The 15,818-nt window shown below is 65.7% G+C and carries 14 protein-coding genes and 2 tRNA genes; 9 read left to right on the forward strand and 7 right to left on the reverse strand.

Going from position 1 to position 15,818, the window contains the following annotated elements; all coding sequences use genetic code 11:
- The first annotated feature begins 314 nt into the window (after nt 1-314).
- The 4 genes from cimA (at nt 315) to H5J31_RS32650 (ending at nt 5,310) form a co-directional block, all read left to right on the forward strand.
- The gene (gene cimA / locus H5J31_RS32635; protein WP_181776521.1) at nt 315-1,934 is read left to right on the forward strand and encodes a citramalate synthase; all 1,620 of its coding nucleotides are present in this window, start codon (nt 315-317) and stop codon (nt 1,932-1,934) included.
- Nucleotides 1,935-2,104: 170 nt separating this feature from the next.
- Nucleotides 2,105-2,323 carry a DUF397 domain-containing protein gene (locus H5J31_RS32640; protein WP_181776522.1) on the forward strand — a complete coding sequence of 73 codons (219 nt, stop codon included), beginning with the start codon at nt 2,105-2,107 and terminating at the stop codon, nt 2,321-2,323.
- Nucleotides 2,324-2,498: 175 nt separating this feature from the next.
- A complete protein-coding gene (locus H5J31_RS32645; RefSeq protein WP_328701675.1) occupies nt 2,499-3,395 on the forward strand; it encodes a helix-turn-helix domain-containing protein in 897 nt (298 codons plus the stop codon).
- 418 nt (nt 3,396-3,813) lie between these two features.
- Complete coding sequence (locus H5J31_RS32650) at nt 3,814-5,310, forward strand: hypothetical protein (protein ID WP_236005525.1); 1,497 nt, start codon at nt 3,814-3,816, stop codon at nt 5,308-5,310.
- 1 nt (nt 5,311) lies between these two features.
- Here the strand turns inward: H5J31_RS32650 and H5J31_RS32655 are convergent, their stop codons facing one another.
- Nucleotides 5,312-7,372, reverse strand: coding sequence for an ATP-binding protein (locus H5J31_RS32655; RefSeq protein ID WP_236005526.1), 2,061 nt, complete (start codon nt 7,370-7,372; stop codon nt 5,312-5,314).
- Nucleotides 7,373-7,496: 124 nt separating this feature from the next.
- Here H5J31_RS32655 and H5J31_RS32660 point away from each other — a divergent pair, with 124 nt between their 5' ends.
- Entirely contained in the window at nt 7,497-8,267 is a 771-nt protein-coding gene (locus tag H5J31_RS32660; RefSeq protein WP_181776548.1) for a fumarylacetoacetate hydrolase family protein, read from the forward strand.
- A gap of 71 nt (nt 8,268-8,338) precedes the next feature.
- Here the strand turns inward: H5J31_RS32660 and H5J31_RS32665 are convergent, their stop codons facing one another.
- Nucleotides 8,339-9,577: an FAD-dependent oxidoreductase gene (locus tag H5J31_RS32665; protein ID WP_181776524.1), complete on the reverse strand. Its 1,239-nt coding sequence runs from the start codon at nt 9,575-9,577 to the stop codon at nt 8,339-8,341.
- A gap of 577 nt (nt 9,578-10,154) precedes the next feature.
- On the opposite strand from H5J31_RS32665, the gene H5J31_RS32670 reads away from it, so the two are divergent.
- From H5J31_RS32670 to H5J31_RS32680, 3 genes are all read left to right on the forward strand, one after another.
- A complete protein-coding gene (locus H5J31_RS32670; RefSeq protein ID WP_181776549.1) occupies nt 10,155-10,889 on the forward strand; it encodes an HAD family hydrolase in 735 nt (244 codons plus the stop codon).
- Nucleotides 10,890-10,940: 51 nt separating this feature from the next.
- Nucleotides 10,941-11,012: transfer RNA gene (locus tag H5J31_RS32675), tRNA-Gln, on the forward strand.
- A 132-nt stretch (nt 11,013-11,144) separates the two neighbouring features.
- Nucleotides 11,145-11,217: transfer RNA gene (locus tag H5J31_RS32680), tRNA-Glu, on the forward strand.
- A 442-nt stretch (nt 11,218-11,659) separates the two neighbouring features.
- Here H5J31_RS32680 and H5J31_RS32685 read toward each other — a convergent pair.
- Nucleotides 11,660-12,010 carry an ANTAR domain-containing protein gene (locus H5J31_RS32685; protein ID WP_181776525.1) on the reverse strand — a complete coding sequence of 117 codons (351 nt, stop codon included), beginning with the start codon at nt 12,008-12,010 and terminating at the stop codon, nt 11,660-11,662.
- Between the two features lie 164 nt (nt 12,011-12,174).
- Nucleotides 12,175-12,405, reverse strand: a complete 231-nt coding sequence (locus tag H5J31_RS32690) for a hypothetical protein (RefSeq protein WP_181776526.1) — start codon at nt 12,403-12,405, stop codon at nt 12,175-12,177.
- Nucleotides 12,406-12,656: 251 nt separating this feature from the next.
- Between H5J31_RS32690 and H5J31_RS32695 the strand changes: the two genes are divergently transcribed.
- A complete protein-coding gene (locus H5J31_RS32695; protein ID WP_181776527.1) occupies nt 12,657-13,169 on the forward strand; it encodes a hypothetical protein in 513 nt (170 codons plus the stop codon).
- Between the two features lie 13 nt (nt 13,170-13,182).
- On the opposite strand, the gene H5J31_RS32700 is transcribed toward H5J31_RS32695, so the two are convergent.
- The 3 genes from H5J31_RS32700 to H5J31_RS32710 all read right to left on the reverse strand — a co-directional run bounded on the left by H5J31_RS32700 (nt 13,183) and on the right by H5J31_RS32710 (nt 15,798).
- Entirely contained in the window at nt 13,183-13,944 is a 762-nt protein-coding gene (locus H5J31_RS32700) for a GAF and ANTAR domain-containing protein (RefSeq protein WP_181776528.1), read from the reverse strand.
- Between the two features lie 251 nt (nt 13,945-14,195).
- Nucleotides 14,196-14,615 carry a histone-like nucleoid-structuring protein Lsr2 gene (locus H5J31_RS32705; protein WP_181776529.1) on the reverse strand — a complete coding sequence of 140 codons (420 nt, stop codon included), beginning with the start codon at nt 14,613-14,615 and terminating at the stop codon, nt 14,196-14,198.
- Between the two features lie 121 nt (nt 14,616-14,736).
- Nucleotides 14,737-15,798 (reverse strand): hypothetical protein, encoded by a 1,062-nt coding sequence (locus tag H5J31_RS32710; protein WP_207899160.1) that lies wholly within the window; start codon nt 15,796-15,798, stop codon nt 14,737-14,739.
- Nucleotides 15,799-15,818: the final 20 nt, after the last annotated feature.

The following is a 15,818-nucleotide window of genomic DNA, read 5'->3' on the forward strand; positions in this document are numbered from 1 at the left end:
ACTGAACGTTGCGAAAGTGGCTTTCGCAACACCTCCCGTGAGAACAGGGCGCCGAGTAGCGATACGCCTCAAGAGAGCGCGAATCGCCACTCACGACGTTCGAGGTCATCCCGGAAAGTGGGAAGAGTCGCCCGGCCTGTGGACGTCGTCCGCCGCGTATGCCATGATGCGTCCGTGACCTCCTGCACCATCATTATCGCCGAGCGCGCCGGATAACAGCTCCACAAGAGCCCCCGGCGCGCAACCTCTCGCACCCATGCGGGAGGTTTTTTTGTTGCCTGAACCAGCTTTGCCGCCATCACAAGGAGTTTCCCGTGACTCGCAAGGAGCCCGCCGATACACCGCTCGGCGACGCTTTCCACCTGTACGACACGACGCTGCGCGATGGCGCGCAGCGTGAGGGGATCTCCTACTCCGTCACGGACAAACTGGCGGTGGCGAGGCTGCTCGACGATCTCGGGGTCGGGTTCATCGAAGGCGGATGGCCGGGCGCGCTGCCCAAGGACACGGAATTCTTCGCCCGCGCGGCTTCGGGCGAGCTGAAACTGCGGCACGCCGCGCTCGTCGCGTTCGGCGCGACGCGCAAGGCGGGCACCACCGCGGACCAGGACAAGCAGGTGCGGGCCCTGCTCGATTCGCAGGCGCCGGTGATCACGCTGGTGGCCAAATCGGACCTCCGCCACATCGAACGCGCGCTGCGGGTCGATGTCGACGAAGCCTGCGCGATGGTGCGGGACACCGTCGCGTTCCTCGTCGGCGAAGGACGTCGCGTCTTCCTTGACGCGGAACACTTTTTCGACGGCTACGCGTTCTCCTCGGACACCGCCCTCAAGGTGCTCGACGCGGGGATGAGCGCCGGCGCCGACGTCGCCGTGCTGTGCGACACCAACGGCGGCCAGCTGCCGCTCGGCCTCGCGGAAACCGTCCGCGAGGTCAAGGAAAGGACCGGATTCCGGCTCGGAATCCACTGTCAGGACGACACTTCCTGCGCGGTGGCGAACTCCGTCGCCGCCGTGCAGGCCGGCGTGACGCACGTCCAGTGCACCGCCAATGGTTACGGCGAACGGGCGGGTAACGCCGATCTGTTCGCCGTGACGGGAAATCTGGTGACCAAGCTCGGAATGGAGGTCCTCCCGACCGGAGGTGCCGCCGAGCTCACCCGGGTCTCCCATGCTCTTGCCGAAATCGCCAACCTCGCCCCCTACACCCACCAGGCTTACGTAGGGGCGTCGGCTTTCGCTCACAAGGCGGGACTGCACGCGAGCGCGATCAAGGTGGATCCGTTGCTGTACAACCACATCGATCCGTCTTCTGTCGGCAATGACATGCGGGTACTGGTCACCGAGATGGCCGGCAGGGCCAGCCTGGAGCTCAAGGGACGTGAGCTCGGGGTCGACCTTGCCGGCCAGCCCGAGGCGCTTACGAGCGCCGTACGCAAGGTGAAGCAACTCGAATCCGAGGGCTGGTCCTTCGAAGCCGCGGACGCCTCACTGGAACTGTTGCTGCGGCGGGAAGTCGACGGCCCGCAGAGCGACGTCCTCGACGAACCGCCGTTCGAACTCGAGTCGTACCGGGTCGTGCTGGACCACCGGTCCGACGGCGAGGTCGTCTCCGAGGCGACGGTGAAGGTGCACGTCGCCGGGCAGCGCGTGATCGCCACCGCCGAGGGCAACGGCCCCGTGCACGCGCTCGACGCCGCCCTGCGCGAGGCGCTCAGCCCACATCTGTCCTGGTTGGACAGTGTCGAACTGGCCGACTACAAGGTGCGCATCCTGCCCGGCCACCCCGGAACCGACGCCGTCACGCGCGTGCTCGTCGAGACCAGCGACGGCGAGCGGGAATGGACGACGGTCGGGGTGCACGGCAACATCGTCGAGGCGAGCTGGCTCGCGCTCTGCGACGCGCTCGTGCACAAGTCCCTCTCCGAGGCTTGAGGAAACCCTGGCGCAGTCTGCCATCGGAGGGCGACGGTAGGTGAAAATCCGCCTGACGGCGGTGTTTGGCGATCACGCTCCGCCGCTAACCTGAACGATGGCCTGCAAGGGGACAGGTACCGTCTCGCCTGCGACCGGTCGAGGGTGCCTGCCGAGGATCGGGGGCACGGATGGTGTCACGGGACGACCGGCTGTTGAAAGAAACCGATTTCGCGCGGTTGAAGTGGGTGAAGAGCTCGTACAGCGACTCGCAAGGGACCGCGCAATGCGTTGAGGTTTTCGCCACGGGCGACGCGGTCATAGTCCGTGATTCGAAATATCCTCCTTCGATCCTCGTGTTCGAGCCTGCTGCGTGGGCGGCCTTCCTTGCCGGCCCGCTTGATCGCTGAACCTTCACGCCGCTCGTGTCTTTTGTCCGCCGTCCCGAGTTCGTCGAGGCTTCGTCCTGCGTGCTTCCAGTAGGAGGCTGTGGAAGTCGGCAGAGTGAAGCCTGCCCTAACGACAGCTCCCCCTCTGCTAGCGTCGTAATGACGTAAGTCATACTGGATGCTATCGTTCTGCTATGTGGCAGAACTCCAGAGGGGAGGACTGTGGATCATGAGGGCTCAAACTCCGGTGAACAGCCAGAGGCGCCTGCTGGCTGCCATACGGGAGGCCCGCGATGTCCTGAGGCTGACACAGAAAGAGGTCGCAGAAGCTCTTGACTGGTCGGTATCGAAGCTGATTCGCATCGAGAACGGCTCGGTAGGTCTCTCCATTACCGACTTGAAGGCGCTGCTGCTGCACTACGGCATCACTGACCGTGATCGAGTCGAGAGCTACGTGCAGTTGGCAAAAGAGAGCAAGCTTCCCGGATGGTGGGATGAGTACCGGCGAGTCTTCCGGCCGGAGTTCGTCCGTTTTCTGGGGCTAGAGGCATCCGCTGTGCTCATCCGCCAGTTTCAGCTCCTCGTTGTGCCCGGGTTGCTACAGGTCCCGGAATACGTCCGATCGCTCATGTCGGCTGGTGAGAACACCGCGGAAGCGGTCGAGCGAGGTATTGAAGTGCGTCTTACCCGACAGGGGCGCCTGCAAGATCAGGAGTTCGAGCATTTCTTCATCCTGGACGAGTCGGTCCTGTACCGGCAGGTAACTGACGCTGAAGGCTGGCGCACCCAACTCAACCACCTGCGCGAGGTGGCTGAGCAGCCCAACGTCACTTTGCAGATCCTCCCGTTCAGGGCAGGGGTTGTCCACGGAATGAAGAGCTCTTTCCAACTTCTGGAGCTGTCTGACCAGCTGAACGACTACTTCCTGACGATCGAGCAGCCAGCTGGCGACGTCTACTTCGACGAGGCGGCCGGTGCGGACAATGGCTCGGAGTATATGAAAATCTTTTTCGGTCTTGAGGAGGCCGCGTTACCGCCTGAAGAGACCTCGAGAGTGATCGATAAGGCGCTTGCGAGACTGGAGGAAGAATGAGATAGCCCGGACGTAAAAGAGCGGCTCCTGCTGCCACAGAAGCCGCCCAAGTGGCGCTACCCCCAGGACTCACCGTGCCGCGAGGCGTGGACGTATTGCCGGGCTCCAGCATACGACCTCATCGCCTCCGGACGCTGCCCCCGTCCCGGTGGCCGTGGTGTTCACCTGTCCGAGCACGCTCGCTCACGCGGACAGGTGTCGAACATCGTGGTGACAGCGGACAAGGACAGTGATTCTACTTTGTTCGAGGAAGTGGCCGCGCGCCACTCGTGCCGGGAGGAACCCGATGAAAGTATGTTTGAGCTACGCCCACGATCAGGAGGGCAGGAAGGGTGCAAAAGCACTCGCAAGTGCCCTGACGGCTTGTGGGTTCGACGTTGTGTGGGACGACCGTCTACCTGAGGCCAACCCTACGTCCTTGCCGGAATGGATCGCCACTGAGTTCTCGACCCACCCGGTTCTTTGCTTGTTGACCCCCGATTATGTGCGTCGCTTCGGCAACGGTGACAATACGTCGGCTCGCAAGGGGGTGCTTTTCGAGAGTCGCCTGCTTTTGCAGCGGATCTACGATCACACCAGTCGGACTGAATGCCCGGTGATCCCCATTGCGATTTCTGCCCTTCCTGTGGACCTCGCCCCGGTGGTCTTGAAGAACCTGATCGTTTCGCGGTTCGACCCGGAAACAGGTGAAGGGCTCGCCGCGATCGAAGGCAGGCTTCATTCCTTGCCTTCACTGTCTACGCGGCCGAAGGAATCGTCGAAGGTGAGCAAAGGAGTGGTGCTCGCCCGTAAGCTGGAAGCCATCGCCCCTTCCTCGTCGGACGCGCTCACTTTGGTGACAGAGTGGCTCAATACGGTTCCGAGCCTGCCTCATGAGGATGTCGCCCGGGCACTTCCTGCGGTCGAAATTATCGTGAAAGCAACCGGCGATGTCTCAGCAATGGAGCGAGTGGCTGATTGCTGCTTGCAGGCCATGTCGGATAGTGGACCGTTGATCGGTGAAGTCGGGGATCGGGCTTGGCTCCTCCTTCATTGCCGGGCGTGGCAGCTGCACCGTCGACACGAACTCGTTGAAGCGGTGTCTGTCGTCGCCGAAGGAATTCGGCTCGCGGAGGAGGCCGAGAAGGAGAGGCTGGAGCTAATCGCCTACGGAAAGCGTCTGCAGGCGAAGTTGCACTGCGAGCTGGCCGAGATCACAGATTCGGAGACTCGAAAGCATCACCTTCGCCGGGCCGTGGATTGCGGCCAGGCGGCGAGTGATCTGTACGAGGTCATCGACGCAGGTAGCTCGGAGTGCGGCGCCGCTCGCGTTACTCTCGCTCAGGTTTGGTACACCGACTACCGGTTGAGCCGTCGGCGCTTGGCGCTCAACCGAGCCAATAAGCTGGCTGATCAGGCCGTCGGCTACCTCGCCAAAGACCGCAGCTGTGAGTACCACGATCTGCTCATCCTGCGTGCCAGGATCTCAATCACGCGCGGCAATTTTCCCAGGGCGAAGGAAATGGTGAACAAAGCGCTTGTGTCGATGGCCACGCACGCTGAGGACGGAGCCTCGTTCGCCGAGCTCCTCGGCTTGGCGCACCTGGCGCGTGCGGAGTTATCGTCGCAGGAAGGCGGTGATGATTCTTCTGTGAGCACACGAAAGGACATCGGCCTGGCCTTAGAGTACTTCGAGAAGTCGGCACTGCTCTATGCTTCCGCGACCTGTCGATGGCGGCTGGCGAAGCTGGCGCCGGCGACGGCCGGGGTGGAACGGGCCGACATCCGGATCTGTGAGCGCTTGTTCGCAGACTCTCGGATCCGCATGCGCGGGCTAGAAGAACGGAGTCGCCAGATCAGGGAATACGTAGGCGGACGCTGGACCCGGCGCGCCGAATGGAAGGAGATCGAGCGCAAGCTGCGCAGTCAGACCTGACTCAGGAACGGAGTCTGGCCAACCAACACCGAACTCGTTCTGCGTCAGAGCGCCGGTGCTGGGCAACGTAAAGTTCGTAGGTCCGTTGGAAGTGCTCGGTCGCCTCGTCGAACCTGCCCATGGAGATTTGCGTTTTTGCGAGGTGTTCGGTCACCTCTGCAGCGAAAAACCTGTTGCCCTGCCTCAGGCTGAGTTCCAGTGCGCGCCGATACCAGTGTTCTGCCTTCTGCGGGAGGCCCGCGCCACAAGCAATGGTGCCGAGGTTGTCGAAGGTGACCGCCACACCACTGCCGTTGGCATGGTTTTCGTGAAGGGCGAGCGCGGTGGTCGCATATTCATGGGCTCGTTCATGGTCGCCCAGTTCCGCGTACTGTCGCGCGACCGTGTTGAGCGCGTGGGCTTCGCCGACCTGGTTCCCAGCCCGGCGATACAGTTCGAGCGCCTGTTCGGAGTGCCACAGGCTGTTCCGTCGATCTCCGCCGCGTGCGTGCGCGCGTGCGAGATCGTGGTGCGTATGCGCCTGTTCCTCGGGCCCCGCCGCCGAAGCGAGGGCGAGGGAAAGCCAGGTGAGCGCGTCGGAGAGCTGACCGGCCCGAGTGCACGCCCGGCCCAGTTGTCGTTGCGCGAGTACACGCATCACCGGCGACCCGAGGTGTTCCGCCGCGTCGACACCGAGTTTCGAGGTTTCGACGTTGTCGTGGATCGAACCCTGTCGATACTGATAGGTGTCCAAGGCACGGGCGAACCACCAAACCCGCTCCGGCAGGTCTTCCTCGGCGGCGAGCCGCTGCACGGCGGGCAGGGTTCGGTGTTCGGCGGCGAACCAGTCCATCGCGGCCGCTTCACCGGCGAATTCGAGCGGTTTGACACCGCTCACCGGAATCGGGGGGTCGAGCCGGGCGCGGTGCGGATACAGCAGGCGATCCGCGCGCAAGGCGGTGTGGAGGTAGAAGTCCACGGTCCGCCGCTTCGCCGAGACGAGCTCGGCCGTCGGCTCGACGCGTTCGGCGAGTTCGCCCGCGTATCTGTGCACGAGGTCGTGCATCCGGTAGCGCTTCGGCCGGTGTTGGCGCACGAGGCTTTTGAGGTCCAGGGACCGCAAGAGGGCGGTCGTGCGAGAGGTGCCCGATGCCAGCAGGCTCGCGACGGCCGCCTCGTCGAACTCGGGTAACGGGAGGAGACCGAGCAGCCGGAAGCCACCTGCCTCGTCGAGCCCCAGTCCGCGGTACGACCAGGAAAGGACGGTACGCAGATCGGCCGACCCGTCGCCGGCGTCGAAGGTGTCCAGATGACCGCCGGAGCTTCTGAGTTCGTCGGCCGTCACGGACAGCGGAAGGTCCGGCCTGCTCGCCGAGCGTGCGGCGATCAGTGACACGGCCAGCGGCAGGCCCGCCGAGTAGGCCAACAGGACCTCCACCGCTTCCGGTTCGGCCAGGACCCGGTCCTTGCCGACCTGGTAGGCCAGCAGGTCGCGGGCTTCCTGTGCCGACAGCGCTTCGAGCCGGACCGACGTCGCGCCGCGAAGCCGGAGACCGGCCATGTTCGTTCTGCTGGTCACCAGGACGGCGCAGGAACGGGTACCGGGTAGCAGCGGCGCCACCTGGGCGAGGTCCGCGGCGTTGTCGAGCACGATGAGCGTCCGCTTGCCGGCCAGCACACTGCGATAGAGCGCCGCGGCGGATCCCTCGTCCGTGGGGAGGGCGGCGGGCGCCACTCCGAAGGCGCCGAGGAAGGAGTGCAGCACCGACAGGGTGGACGGCGGCTCGGACGACCTGTCGAAGCCACCCAAATCGGTGTAGAGCTGCCCGTCGGGGAACCGGTCGAGGTGCTGGTGCGCCCAGTGCAGCGCGAGTGTCGATTTCCCCACACCGCCCGGCCCTTCGAGGACCACCACGGACGCGGGATCCGCTCGCGGCCCGAGTGTCTCGGTCAGGATGGCGGTCTCGTCCTCCCGGCCGACCAGCCAAGGCGGTGGGAAGGGCAGCTGGCGCGGGACGACCATCGGATTCGGGGGATACGCGTCGGCATTCATCTCGCGGCCTTCCCCTCGCCCGCCGTGCATCGGCCTGACCTTCGATGGTCGCGCTTGCCCGCTGGGCACACAGCACCTGGACGGGTGCACTTTCGGTGGCTTTCGGTGTATCCGCGCGGAGCCGGTCGTGATCGGCACACGTAAGGTGGACGGCGTGCGTCTAGCCCGTATTGCTCATCCCGGTGGTGTCGCGTTCGCTTCGGTCGAAGGGGACGGCGACGACGCCCAGGTACTGGAAATCGCCGAGCACCCCTTCGGCAACCCCAACTTCACCGGCAAGCGCTGGCCGCTCGCCGATGTCCGGCTGCTCGCGCCGATCCTTCCGTCGAAGGTGATCGCGGTCGGTCGCAACTACGCCAAGCACGCCGCCGAGTTCGGCAACGAGGTCCCGACGGACCCGATGCTGTTCATCAAACCGTCGACCACGGTGATCGGCCCGAACGCGCCCATCCGCGTGCCCGACGGCATCGGCCGGGTCGACTTCGAGGGCGAGCTGGCCATCGTCATCGGCCAGCCGGTGAAGAACGTGCCCGCCGCCCGCGCGGCGAGCGCGATCCTCGGCTACACGGTGGCGAACGACGTCAGCGCGCGTGACCTGCAGAAGGCAGACGGCCAGTGGGGCCGGGCGAAGGGATTCGACACCTTCTGCCCGCTCGGCCCGTGGATCGAGACCTCGATCGACGCCGCCGACCTCGCGCTCAAGTCCGAGGTGGACGGTGTGCTCAAACAGGACGGCCGGACGTCGGACCTGGTGCACAAGATCCCCGAGCTGGTCGAGTTCGTGTCCGGCGTGATGACCCTGCTTCCCGGCGACGTCATCCTGACCGGCACCCCCGAGGGCGTCGGCCCGATCGACGACGGCCAGTCCGTTTCGATCACCATCGACGGCATCGGCACCCTGACGAACCCGGTGCAATCCGTCTGAAGCGCGCTATGAACGACCCGTTACTTGCAAAATTTGCAAGTAACGGGTCGTTCATAGCGCCTCGGGGAGGGCTAACCGTCGGCCGGCTCCATCGCCCGGCGCGCGAACGCCGGGGCGTGCTCGGGCCGCAGGCCGAGGCCGAGTAGCCGCGCGGGGAAGTAGGACAGCGCGGGGAAGCGCTTGAACAGTTTCACCATCGGCTCGGGCGGGCCGTTGCGCCTGCCCTCCATGACCGGCCGCAGGACGTTCTTGTGCAACATCCGTTGCAGCCCCTGCACCAGCATCGTCGGCGCGAGACGGCGTTTGCGGACCTTCTCCAGTTCCGCTTCCGTGGGCTTGCCGCGGCGCAGCGGTTCGGCGAGCAGGGTGGCGGCCGCGACGGCGTCCTGCACCGCGAGGTTGACGCCGACCCCGCCGACCGGTGACATCGCGTGGGCCGCGTCACCGATGCAGAGCAGTCCGTCGAGGTGCCATTTCCGCAGCAGGTTGAGTTTGACGTCGAGGAACTTGATGTCGTCGGTCGTCTTCAGCTCGTCCACACGATCGGCGAGCTCGGGCAGGACCGCGGCCACGTTCTCCCGGAACGCTTCGATGCCCTTGGCGCGCAGGTCGTCGCCCTTGGGGCTGAGATAGGCGATCTGGAAGTAGCCCTTGCGCGGCAGCGGAACGGCGAACCGGCGATCCCGCATCTTCGGGGTCAGCCTGCCCTCGAGTTCCCCGTCGCGTCGCGAGATCCGGAACCACCACGCGTCGAACGGGGTGTCGTACTCCTTCGGCACCAGCCCGGCCTCGCGCCTGGCCAGCGACCAGCGGCCGTCGGCCGCGATCACCAGGTCCGCGCGCAGTTCGCCGTTCTTCCCGTCGGCGTCGCGGTAGCGGACCCCGCTCACCCGGCCCTGCTCGATGATCAGCCCGGTCATCTCGGTGCTCTGCCGCAGGGTGAACGTGGGTTCCTTCGCGCCGGCGTCGGCGAGCAGGTCCAGGAAGTCCCACTGCGGGACCATCGCGATGTAGGGATGCGCCACCTTCAGCCTGGTCAGGTCGGCCAAACGCATCATCGTTCCGTCTTCGGTCGGGAAGCCGGCGTAGGAGATCTCGCTGTGCGGCAGGCTCAGGAACCTGTGGCCGAGCCCCAGCTCGTCGAGCAGGGTCAGCGTCGACGGGTGCACCGTGTCGCCGCGGAAGTCCCTCAGGAAGTCCTTGTGCTTCTCCAGCACCGTCACCTCGACCCCGGCCCTGGCCAGCAGCAATCCGGCGACCATGCCCGCGGGGCCACCGCCGACGACCACGCAGTTCGTGCGTTCGTTCATCCGTCCCACCCCTTCGAAACCCTTATTCATCACCTGTTGAATAAGCTCAGCATGCACCTACCCGATCGACCCGTCAAGCGCCATCCGGACGCATCCGCCGTTCGGGCGGGCGGCTCGTCTGCCGTGGCATACGCGCGGTGACCGGGCGGAGTGCATATGTCCAAAAAGGACTCAAGCTTCGCGACGCGGTCCTCGAAGGACAGTGGGGTGGCGGACGTTCTCGCGCGGAATCGGGCGCATGCTCTTGTGGACGGTCGCTGTGTCAAGCCCCGCAAGGCTTTTGCCGCCGTCACGGGGTGTGCGGTGCCGCGAATCGGGAAAGTCGCCGAACAGTGATTTTTCACTCGGTCGCCGCCGCCCGGCGTTGCCGGGTAACTAAAACACCTCATCTCACCAACTGGGAGTAGAGAGCCGGGGCCGAAACAGAGCAGCTTTAATCACCTCATCGGCAGAGTCGCGATCGCGCTGAGTGCCCTAGCCTCACTTGGTGGATTTCGCTCTCGTGCCCCGGACCCCGTCACGAACCACTCCGGCCGTTCCGGACGGAGCCCCTTGGGAGCCCCCGGAGTTGCGGTTGGTGTGCCTCGACATCGACGACACGTTGATCGACTGCACGGCGGCGATCCGGCTCAGTCTGCGCTCGCTCACCGGGCGGAACGATCTCTGGCCGTTGTGGGATCTCATCACCGAAGAACACGTCGCGCTGGTGGTCGCGGGTGAAATCGATTACGCCACCATGCATCACCGGCGTACCGAATGCTTCCTCGCGGAGATCGGCATTCTCGCCGACGCCGATCAGGTCACCGGCTTCGAAAGACGCCGCCGTGAAATCCTCACCCGTTCGTGGCAATTGTTCGACGATGTCCTCCCGTGTCTGGAATGGCTGCGCGCCGCCGGTGTCCTCATCGCGGCCGTCACCAATGCTTCCGGCACGCATCAGCGCAGGAAGATCGCCGATCTCGGGCTCGCCCGGTTCTTCGACCACGTGGCCATCGCGGGTGAACTCGGAGTAGCCAAACCGGATCCGGTGATGTTCCACTCCGTCTGTCTCGGCCTCGGCTGCGACCCGGCGCAGACCGTCCATGTCGGCGACAAGCTCGACACCGACGCCATCGGCGCGCGCGACGCCGGTCTCGGCGCCGTCTGGCTCGACCGGGACGGCATCGCCGAACGCGCCCCCGCGGGCGTGCACACCATCGCCGGCCTCGACGAGCTTCCTGAGCTGCTCGTTTCCGAGTTCGGCAAGCTCGGCGTCCCCTCGCAGCGCGCTTCGGAGACCCCCGCTTTCACGGTGCGGAACAGCGTGCTCTAGTATTTCTTCTCGTGCGGTGCTGAGCCGAGCAAGATCGGAACGGCACTTCACTGGGGTATGGTGTAATTGGCAGCACGACTGGTTCTGGTCCAGTTAGTCTAGGTTCGAGTCCTGGTACCCCAGCTGGAGAACTCTCCGGAGTGAAACACAGAGTGACCCCCCTGCGAAGGCGGGAAACCCGGTCTGGTAAGTTTCTCCACAGCAACACAGCAGGTCAACAACTAAAAACCTCCTCTCAGGGGAGGAAAATTCCTAGCCCCCGTCGTCTAGCGGCCTAGGACGCCGGCCTCTCACGCCGGTAGCGTGGGTTCGAATCCCATCGGGGGTACGTAAAGCTTCCACCCGAGAAGTCCCGACCGTAGTGGTCGGGACTTCTTGCGTTTCGGTGGAGTTCGGCGCTGATCTTTTTGCCGCTACAGCGGTTTTCGGTACCTGACCGACCGGCATGTCGTAGTTCTGCCGGCGTCCACAATGGCCGGCACGGGTAGACGAGCCGGTTGTGTTCTGTGTCACCGGCCATGCGCCTTCCGTGGCTGGGAAGTGCCCACTTACGGCGCTCGCCGCACCGAACGAGACCTCCTGCCCGCAGCCTGACGGAGGCGCGCTCGGGTCGGAACTGGAGTTCCAGGTCGCCGACGAGGCCGGAGGAATTCGTACGCGCCGGACTCGGGACGCTGACCGTCTACAGTGGAACCCTTGACGTCCTGCTCGCCGACGCGCGGCGGTCGCGCTTCAGGAGGCCGATCGTGCCGTCGAGGAGATCGGGCACCTCATCGAGCGTCCGTGAACCGTGTCGCCGGGCCTGGCGGAGGGCGTAACCCGAAGGAGCTGCCCAGAACCGATCGGCGTGCCTCGGTGAGCACCGCGTGGACCGCGTCTTCGTCGGCCAGGGAAGGTTCGGCTGTCGTGCCCGCCGCGACGATCACCGTGGCGACGTCGTGCAGTTTGACGTTGGTGTTCTGGGAGATCGCCCGCAGCGCGGCGAACGCCTCGGCGGCGGACCAGCCGCGCAGCAGCATGAACATGCCCTTCGCCTGCTCGATCACGGGCTGCGTCGCGAGCGCTTCGCGCAGCTGGTCCCGTTCGATCGAAGGGTCCTCCACGTCCTTGTGTGTCGTCACGGAACATATTTCACCGCAAGGACGACCTGGCTCGCCACAGGACCTTCCGCGCTCGTCTGACTGCCGTGTGCGATTCCCGCGAACGTCGTATCGGCGTCGGTAACCCGTTGGGTTCGGCTGCGTGCCCGGGACGAGCTGCTGAGCACCGCCGTCGTCCCGGCGGTCTAGTCGTCGGGTCCGCGCAAGGTCAGGACGACCCGGAGTACGTGTTCGACCGCGGCTGGGAACGCCGCTCCGCGCAATTCGCCTCGGCTGACGAGGGTGCGTCCGGCGAAGTCCAGCATCCGGTCCTCACCCAGCCTCCGGACGGTCAGCGTGGCCACCTCCTCGAGGTCGAGGCCGGGATTGTCCAGACGTGTCAGCGCGAACTCGACGAGGAGTTGCTCGTCCGTCACTTCACCACCTCCTCGTACGTTCGAGATTAGCTCGGACGAGGGCGTAGCCGTATTCGAGGAGTAAGGCGACGTGATTCGGGAATCGGCGGCGTGGGCGCTCACCGATCGCGGCGTCCGGATCGGCTGCGTCGCCTCGGGGCCGGTGTGGACACCCCTGCCCGGCAGCCGTCACCCGATCCGGTACGAGACGGCCCTGGGACCCTGCACACCTCCGGCCACCGGGTATCCGAGGACAAAGGGAGGAGAATCAGATGCCCGACAACGAGCTACCCGGATTCCTCATCATCGGTCTGATCTTCGTCGTCGCGGACGGCCAGATCCTCTACCGCGGCGCCCGCCGCTACCTGCGGGGACGAGGCGGCGGAGAGGGGAGCGGTCCGACGGCCTGGATGGTGGTGACCGTCTTCCACCTGGTCTCCATCGGCGTGCTGGCCCTGCTCTCGGTCGTGGCCCCCGATTGGTCGGGCTCGACGGCCGCGCTGGTGGGCAGGCTGGGCGTCTTTCTCCTGCTGATGGCCCTGGCCCATGTGCTCACCCTGTCCGTGCTCGCCCGCCAGCGACAGGACGACGTCGTCGAGGCCCATTTCCACGAGCGAGGGACCGGAAGGCCGCGGTCATCGACGGGGCCGGAGGCCGAAGTCAGGGGCAAGCAGACACCGGCCGACGCTGTCTGGCAGCCGTCCGTCACCCCGGTTCCCGGGCAGGAGGGGCGTCACCCACAGGTGAGCCCGGATCTCGGGAGCCAAGGGCCCTACCGGGCCTGAGGACCGACGCCCTTCACGAATAACGAGGTTCCAGGCCGGGGTCGCCGTCCTTTTCGCCGGTGGTGACGGTGCGGACGAAGCGGGCCGCGACCTCGTGGAGCTTGGTGTTGGTGTGCTGGGACTCGGTGACGAGCCGCTCGAAGGCGTCCTCGGCCGAGATCCGGTGGACGACCATGAGGATGCCCTTGGCCTGCTCGATCACCCCCCTGGTGCGCATGGCTTCCTGAAGTTGGACGGTGAGCTCGCGGGCATCGCGGTCACGCCGGGCACTGCGGAGCCCGAAGGAGACCATCCGGGTGTACAGGCCCAGAAGCTTCGAGTCGCTGTCGTGGAACCCGTGATCACCGAAGCCGAACAGGTTCATCGCACCCGAGAGCCGGTCGTCCACGTGCAACGGCGCGGCCAGATAGCTCCCGACCCCGAGCTTGCGAGCCGACGCGGTGAAATCGGGCCACATCTCCTGGGCGGACTCCACCGACAGCCGGACGATCTTTCCGCTGCGCGCCGCCTGCAGGCAGGGACCGTCGCCCACGGTGTACTGGATGCGGTCGATCTCCACGGCGCGTTCGTCGGTATCGGCGGCGGTCTCGGCATGGCCGGTGTGGATGGCGGTGATGCTGGCCATGTCGGCTCCCGGCACGACGCGCACTGCCTCCGCGCAGACGGCGTCCAGGATCTCCTTGTCGTCGGACTCGGTTTCCAACGCCTGCGTCAGCGCCGTCATGGCGGTGGACAGCTCGTCGAACTGTCTGTCGAAGGGCGACTCGTCCGTCATCGTGTCTCGCTCCGTCTCCCTGGTCCGGTGAACCGGGCTGCCCGCGTCCACCCGCTTGGGCTCAACGGATCGGGATCGATGGTACCTGCCACATCCGGTGCGGAATCGGTGACGGAAGTGTGGTTTACCTCCCGCGAAATCCGGCAACCAGCGAGAGGGTCGTCATTTCGCCCGAGGTGGCGACCTGCCCTGCCGGTCCAGCAGCGGGCCGGCAGGGCTCCCCGACCTCGCGAGGGCGCGGTCGTGGTGGTTCAGGACTTCTTGCGAGGTGCACGCTTGCGCTTGGCGGGAGCTTCTTCGGAGACCGGTTCGGCAGGAGCCGCCTCGGCGCCGTCGAACGCTTCGTAGATTTCGTTGGGGATGCGGCCGCGTTCCGCGATGGCGTAGCCGTTCGCCGACGCCCAGGCGCGGACCTGCTGGTTGCGCTCGCGGTCGGTGGGCTTCGCCGCGCCACCGGCCACGGTGGACTGTCCGGTCGCGACCCTCACCTTGCGTCCGCCGACCCGCCTGCCTGCTTCGACGAAGCGCTCGAGCTGTTCGCGCAGGGCGTCGGCGTTGTCATCGGAAAGATCGATCTCGTACGTGACGCCGTCGAGCGCGAAGGGCACTGTCTGGGTGGCCTCGCCACCGTCGATGTCGTCGACGATCTGGACGGATACCTTTTGTGCCATCGATAATGCCTTCCGCTAGGTCGTGCCACGCCACCTAGGATTGGCGCAGTGTCAACAAGTCTAGGCGTAGTGGCCGTCGTGTGATCGGCGGGACGACGTCCGCCCGGGGAACGACCGGGCCTTATCGGCCGGCTTTCCCTTCCAGCGTACGGCGCCGGGCGGCCACCTCGTCGGGGTCGTCCCCGAAAACCAGTAATTGCAAGGTGCTTCGCCTGATCGGATTGTCCGTGTGGCCGGTGTCATGACCGGCCACGATGAGCAGACCACCGGCGGCCAATGCCGGGCGTATCTCGGCGAGCAGGTCGGTGAGTGCGCCGGCGACGGTCAGTTTCACGGATTCGGCGGGGCGGTCGAGGGCGTCGGGGTGGACGGACTGCATCGCCAGTAAGGGGATCGAGCCACTGGTGATCCGGAAGTTCAGGTCGAGCACGACCTGTTGGCCGTCCTGGGTTTGGGCGCAGTCGAGGCTGCACAGGCCGCGGTAGCCGACATCGGCCGCGCGCTGGGTGATCGCCAGGCATTCGGCGAGCAGTTCGGCGGGAGGAGTGGTGACGGCACCGAATCTGCCACCGGCATAGACGCCGATCGCGTCGATGCGTTGTTCGGTCACAGCCAGCAGACGGGCCCGCCCGTCCACTCCCACGTAGAACTGCAGGCCCCAGTTGCGCAGGATCCGCAGATACTCCTCGACGACGAACTCGTCGAGCACATCGGTGAACGCCGGCAGCGTGATCGGCTCGTGAGCCCGGTGCAGATAGACATCGAGGCTGCCGCCGTGCGCGTCGTTGGTCGCGGCCTTGAGCACCCACGACTTCTCCGACGGCGCCGCCTCCGCGAGTTGACCGCGGGTCACGACGCTGCGGTGCGCTTGGAAACGTGGATCGACCAAGGTGGTGATGCTGGCTTTGTTGTTCAGGTAGCCGACGAGTTGCGCGCTCTTGAGCGCGCGTTCGTCCGGGCACAGCGTGGTCGACTGCGGGTATTCCATCGACATCAGCAGACCGTCGGATATCGCTTCGGTCACGCGCGCGGTGAATTCCCTTTCGTTTCGGAACTCGCGCAGGTCCGTGCCGACCGGCAGGCCGCTGTCACGCAGGTGTGCCAGCAGATCCGGGTCCGTGCCACCGGCGCTGCAGATCACAGGGGTGTCCGCCGCGACGGTGATCGGTCGCGCGGAGACCACGTCGCGGCTGTGGCGGTGCC

It is taken from the genome of Amycolatopsis pittospori (assembly GCF_013870525.1).
Lineage (GTDB): Bacteria > Actinomycetota > Actinomycetes > Mycobacteriales > Pseudonocardiaceae > Amycolatopsis > Amycolatopsis pittospori.

Coding starts and splice junctions, on each gene's coding strand:
- H5J31_RS32640 (WP_181776522.1), top strand. CDS start 2,105: ATGGTGTCACGGGACGACCGGCTGTTGAAAGAAACCGATTTCGCGCGG.
- H5J31_RS32655 (WP_236005526.1), bottom strand. CDS start 7,372: ATGCACGGCGGGCGAGGGGAAGGCCGCGAGATGAATGCCGACGCGTAT.
- H5J31_RS32665 (WP_181776524.1), bottom strand. CDS start 9,577: ATGAACGAACGCACGAACTGCGTGGTCGTCGGCGGTGGCCCCGCGGGC.
- H5J31_RS32695 (WP_181776527.1), top strand. CDS start 12,657: ATGCCCGACAACGAGCTACCCGGATTCCTCATCATCGGTCTGATCTTC.
- H5J31_RS32700 (WP_181776528.1), bottom strand. CDS start 13,944: ATGACGGACGAGTCGCCCTTCGACAGACAGTTCGACGAGCTGTCCACC.
- H5J31_RS32705 (WP_181776529.1), bottom strand. CDS start 14,615: ATGGCACAAAAGGTATCCGTCCAGATCGTCGACGACATCGACGGTGGC.